The 4925-nt window shown below is 57.8% G+C and carries 10 protein-coding genes; all 10 read left to right on the plus strand.

Annotated elements, in window-relative coordinates; translation table 11 throughout:
* Positions 1-38 precede the first annotated feature (38 nt).
* The 10 genes from C6W55_RS00065 to C6W55_RS00110 are packed head-to-tail and all read left to right on the plus strand — an operon-like array spanning position 39 to position 4855.
* Positions 39-170 carry a DUF3310 domain-containing protein gene (locus tag C6W55_RS00065; protein ID WP_286890652.1) on the plus strand — a complete coding sequence of 44 codons (132 nt, stop codon included), beginning with the start codon at positions 39-41 and terminating at the stop codon, positions 168-170.
* Positions 167-508, plus strand: coding sequence for a hypothetical protein (locus tag C6W55_RS00070; protein WP_286890632.1), 342 nt, complete (start codon positions 167-169; stop codon positions 506-508). Before C6W55_RS00065 ends, C6W55_RS00070 begins: the two co-directional genes overlap by 4 nt.
* Positions 509-518: 10 nt before the next feature.
* Positions 519-2747 carry an AAA family ATPase gene (locus C6W55_RS00075; protein ID WP_286890635.1) on the plus strand — a complete coding sequence of 743 codons (2229 nt, stop codon included), beginning with the start codon at positions 519-521 and terminating at the stop codon, positions 2745-2747.
* A 12-nt stretch (positions 2748-2759) separates the two neighbouring features.
* A complete protein-coding gene (locus C6W55_RS00080; RefSeq protein ID WP_286890637.1) occupies positions 2760-3341 on the plus strand; it encodes a hypothetical protein in 582 nt (193 codons plus the stop codon).
* Positions 3342-3356: 15 nt separating this feature from the next.
* Positions 3357-3548, plus strand: coding sequence for a hypothetical protein (locus C6W55_RS00085; RefSeq protein ID WP_286890640.1), 192 nt, complete (start codon positions 3357-3359; stop codon positions 3546-3548).
* Between the two features lie 57 nt (positions 3549-3605).
* On the plus strand, positions 3606-3878 hold the full coding sequence (locus tag C6W55_RS00090; protein WP_286890642.1) for a hypothetical protein: 273 nt from the start codon (positions 3606-3608) through the stop codon (positions 3876-3878).
* Positions 3868-4266, plus strand: coding sequence for a RusA family crossover junction endodeoxyribonuclease (locus tag C6W55_RS00095; RefSeq protein ID WP_286890644.1), 399 nt, complete (start codon positions 3868-3870; stop codon positions 4264-4266). Before C6W55_RS00090 ends, C6W55_RS00095 begins: the two co-directional genes overlap by 11 nt.
* Positions 4267-4269: 3 nt before the next feature.
* On the plus strand, positions 4270-4491 hold the full coding sequence (locus tag C6W55_RS00100) for a hypothetical protein (protein WP_286890645.1): 222 nt from the start codon (positions 4270-4272) through the stop codon (positions 4489-4491).
* Positions 4488-4691 (plus strand): hypothetical protein, encoded by a 204-nt coding sequence (locus tag C6W55_RS00105; protein WP_286890646.1) that lies wholly within the window; start codon positions 4488-4490, stop codon positions 4689-4691. Before C6W55_RS00100 ends, C6W55_RS00105 begins: the two co-directional genes overlap by 4 nt.
* Entirely contained in the window at positions 4688-4855 is a 168-nt protein-coding gene (locus tag C6W55_RS00110) for a hypothetical protein (protein ID WP_286890649.1), read from the plus strand. Before C6W55_RS00105 ends, C6W55_RS00110 begins: the two co-directional genes overlap by 4 nt.
* The last annotated feature ends 70 nt before the right edge of the window (positions 4856-4925 follow it).

Genomic DNA, 4925 nt, shown 5'->3' on the forward strand with positions numbered 1-4925 from the left:
ACGCGATCGAGTCCGCGACGGTCGGGCTGACCGGCGGGCTGGCGTACAACACTGGTGCCGCGATCAAATATCTGTGGCGCTGGAGTCGCAAGGGTGGGGCCGAAGACCTGCGCAAAGCGCGCTGGTACGTGGATCGACTGATCGCCGAGGTGGAGGGTGCGGCGGGATGATCACCGCCATCAAATGGGGCGCCATGTACGGGATGTTAGATGACGGAGACGAGATTCGTCCGGAGGTTGTCCAGCTAGGTGATCGTCTGATCATACCCGGCGACCGTATAACTCGGATCGGCAGCAAGGACCGGAGCTCGTTTCATATGCAGGGTGGCTTCTGGCTTGAATATGCCGGCCGGGTAGACAACGCTCTCCTGTTCACGTCCGGTCCGTCTGGAGTCGATGGCAACCCGTGGTATTATGCCTTTTTCTATGTCGATCCGGAGACTCTCCTTATTGGGGGTGGAACCGGATGCATGGACATCCGGGCAGACCGGATTGACTTCGCATCATAGGGGATGGGCCATGGAACACAAGATCGATCTTATTGCGCTTTTGAATTACATCGACCCGGCAACGCTCGACTACCAGGAATGGCTCAACGTGGGTATGGCCCTCAAGCACGAGGGCTATACCGCGGCGGATTGGGATGTCTGGAGCAAGCGTGACCCGGCCCGTTACCACCCCGGGGAGTGCTTCCGAAAGTGGGAAACTTTCGACGGCGCGACAAACCCGGTCACAGGCGCCACAATAACGCAAATGGCCAAAGAGCGCGGCTGGACTCCGCGGGGCAGCCGAGAGGATCGGGAGCTCGGCTGGGACGACGAAATCGCCGGTGATTATGTCGTCGTCGATCGCAACTGGATCGAAGGGCGAGAAATCCACGAGCCATCCGACTGGAACCCGGTCCAGCAGTTGATTACCTACCTGCAGACGCTCTTCGAAGCCAGCGAGCACGTCGGATATGTGACGGAGTCGTGGCGAAGCGAAGACGGGAAATGGCTGCCGACAAAAGGGGCATATGACCGGACGGCCGGCGAGCTGATCCAGGCACTCAGCAGCTGCGGCGGCGATATCGGCGCGGTCCTGGGCGACTACAACCCGGAAGCCGGCGCCTGGATACGCTTTAACCCGCTGGACGGCCGTGGAGTGAAAAACGAGAACGTGACCGATTATCGGTATGCCCTTGTTGAGTCCGACGACATGGACATTGAAAAGCAGCACGCCATCATGCGCGAGCTGGAACTGCCGATCGCAGTGCTCGTCTACAGCGGGGGCAAGAGTCTCCATGCCATCGTCCGGGTCGAGGCGGCCAACTATGATGAGTACCGGAAGCGCGTCGACTACTTATACAACGTCTGCAAAAAGAACGGACTCAGCATCGACAACCAGAACCGGAATCCGTCCCGACTTTCCCGGATGCCGGGCGTTGTGCGGAAGGGCAAGAAGCAGTTCATCGTCGACACCAATATTGGCAAGTCGAGCTGGACGGAATGGTACGAGTGGATCGAGGCTCAGAACGACGATCTACCGGATCCGGAAGGATTGGCGGACCACTGGAACAACATGCCGCCGCTGGCGCCGGCGCTCATCGAAGGCGTGCTGCGGCAGGGGCACAAGATGCTCATGGCCGGACCGTCGAAGGCCGGGAAATCGTTCGCCCTAATCGAGCTCTCCATCGCGATTGCAGAGGGAACGAAATGGTTCGGCTGGCAATGCGCGCAGGGAAAAGTGCTGTACGTTAACCTGGAGCTTGACCGAGCCAGCTGCCTGCACCGCTTCAGGGACGTGTATCAGGCGTTGGGGCTGCCGCCGCGGAACATTGACAAGATCGACATCTGGAACCTCCGCGGCAAGTCCGTGCCGATGGATAAGCTCGCGCCGAAACTGATCCGGCGCGCGGCCAAGAAGGGGTACATCGCCGTTATCATCGACCCGATATACAAAGTCCTTACCGGCGACGAAAACAGCGCTGATCAAATGGCCCACTTTACGAATCAATTCGACAAGATCGCAACGGAGCTGGGCGCCAGCGTGATTTACTGTCACCATCACAGCAAGGGCGCCCAAGGCGGCAAACGGTCGATGGACCGGGCCAGCGGATCAGGAGTCTTCGCCCGGGATCCGGACGCGCTGATCGACCTTGCGGAACTTGAGGTTACAGAATCGCTGCTCAAACAGGAAGAAAACAAAGCGATCTGCGGCGTGTATCACGATCTGCTCGCCAAGTACAACTGGGATTACCTCAATGAGCATGTGTCCCAGGACGACGTGCTGAGCGCGAGAGCGATGGAAGAGCACGCCAGGAAGGCCATACCGGACCGCATGGCTGAAGCACAGGAAGCGGTCAGGCAGGTCGTCCAGAGTGTGCGGAAACGGACGGCCTGGCGAGTGGAAGGGACGCTGCGCGAATATGCGAAGTTCGATCCGCTCAATATCTGGTTCCAGTACCCAATTCACCGCGTCGACGATGTCGGCAGCCTAAAGGATTTGCATCCATACGGGGAGCAGGAGGCGTGGAAAAAGGCTGCCGGCAAGCGCAAGGAGTCGGCCGAGAAGGAGCGCCGATCCAAAGAAGCGCAGTTTGAGGACGCGGTGGCCAACTGCAATTTCGGCGATCCGCCATCCGTGAGGGACGTCGTGGATTGGTTTGCAAAGGCCGGGAAAGAGGTGTCCGAACGGACGGTACGGGATTGGATCAAGCGATATGGTTATACGCTCAAGGACGGCCTGATTGTCAAAGTCGACGATTAGGAGGTGTTTGACTTGCAAGGATTCAACCTCAAGCAGGTCTGCAAACAGATCAAGGCTGCAGGCAGAAACAACATTCTGTGGTGGCGTAACGACGGGCGATTTTACATCACAAATCGGCACTGGATCATTCGGTTGCCGGACGATAAGTTGCCGCGGGAGATCCTGATCCAGCTCTTTTCGATCTTTGCCGAGATTCCCGCAGACGGCCAGATCCTTTCTGCAGTTGTCAGGAACAAAGAAAGCATTTCGATCCCGAAGGATTTGGACATTGTTTACGGCCACATGAAGAACATTAAGCCGGGAAAGATCACGCCGTTCATCAAGACATCAGAATCCAAGCACATTCCGAATCTGCGGGTGATTCAGTACAAGGATCAGATCCTTTATGTAAACGACGACTACATTCGAATGGTCGATATCGAGCGAGAGACGCCCTATTGCACGGGCAAGCATTCCCCGGTGTTCTTCCTGGACGGCACGTTCGCTGTTCTCCCGATGCGGCAAGACGACAGGTCGCGAAACGAGGAGACGGAGTTCATCAACAGCAAATTGATTGCGGCGACCATGGTTGATGCCGCCGCCGCCAACAACTGATTGATGGCGGACACCATGATTATTGCCGCCGCCGCCATGAAGAAAAACGCGGCGGGAACCATGGTGTTCGCCGCCGCCGCCGAACCGCAGGCGTGCCCTATATATTATATCGCGATATATCGCGCGCGCGATGTAATTATATTATTTGATTTTAATTTCATGATTATGATGACTGATAAGTCAGAGAAGGCTGCCGCCGTAAGGTAGGCGGCGGCAGCCCCTTCTGACATCACTGACTACCCGCGCGAGAAAGGGAAGAGGATCATGGCAAAGCAAAAAGTGTATGCCAACAAATACTGGGAAGAAGAGAAAGCCGAAACAATCGAGTTTGGAAACTCATTCATCCGCTGTTATGACCGGGCCGGGAAACTGCAGTTCGGAGTGAAGTACCGCAATAAAGCCGGTGAAGATGTCTACCAGGTCAAGTTCGTGCTCGACCGCAAAGAACTTTTCTCCAGCGATGAGGCGCCGAGCTACCTCCGGCAGCTGATCAGCGACTGGGAAGAGATGATCGAGGGTCGTGGCGATGACGACTGAATTCTTCGTGCCGATGCGCAAAGTCCCGACCGTCACGCATCAGCAGAAACAGGTCACCATGAGGAACAGCAAGCCGGCATTCTACGAGCCGGCCGAAGTGAAGACAGCCAGATCGAAGCTCCTGGCACACCTCGGGAAGCACGTGCCTGCAAAACCCTACACCGGACCAATTCGGCTCATCGTCAAGTGGTGCTACCCGATCACGGGTAAGCATGCGAATGGCGAGTGGAAAACGACCAAACCGGATGTGGACAATGCGCAGAAGCTGCTCCAGGATTGCATGACTGCTCTCGGATTCTGGAAAGACGATGCGCAGATCGCCAGCCTGATCGCCGAGAAGTTCTGGGCGCGGATCCCGGGCATCTATATCCGGATCGAGGAGCTGTAGCCGATGGACTACAGGCGGTTTTATGACGAGGTCGTCGAATGGATCGGACAAGCCAACCAGCAGGCCATGCAGCACGGGATGGCGAGCGAGGCATTCTGGGGCTGGGTGACGAGCTCTACGGCGGACATTTGCCGGCGATATGGCGACAATCCGCTGGTGATCCGGCAGATGATGATGCTGACGGAATGGCTCGAGAGCGCGATGGAAAGGAGCAAGGCGCCATGAAACCCCACCGCCTGTACAGACACAGCAAGCGCGTCAGCAGCGAGACTGGCGTGGTGATAACCGCGCCGGCTCCGCCGATCAGACGAGCGACGTATCAGGAGCGGATCGACATCATTCGCAAGGTGTTGGCTGCGTCGCCGCCGGCTGAGCGGCGGGCGATGCTGGTAGAACTGGTGAGGGAGGAGCTGAGCGAGTCATGAGCGCGAAACATGTGCTGGTATGCTGGGAGTGCGGCCACCCGGGGGAGCTGCGGGACAACCAGACGTACTGCGACCATTGCGGGCCGGGCGTGGAGCTGGTGGCGGCGCCGGATGAGGCGAGCGTGTACGGGATTGACTGCCGGGACGGGAGGTGTGAGTTTTGATGAGCACTATCCTTTCGGCCAAAACGGTGACGACCCGGAAACCGCACGCTTGTTGGGGCTGCGGCATCAA

It is taken from the genome of Thermobacillus sp. (assembly GCF_003390775.1).
Lineage (GTDB): Bacteria > Bacillota > Bacilli > Paenibacillales > Paenibacillaceae > Thermobacillus > Thermobacillus xylanilyticus.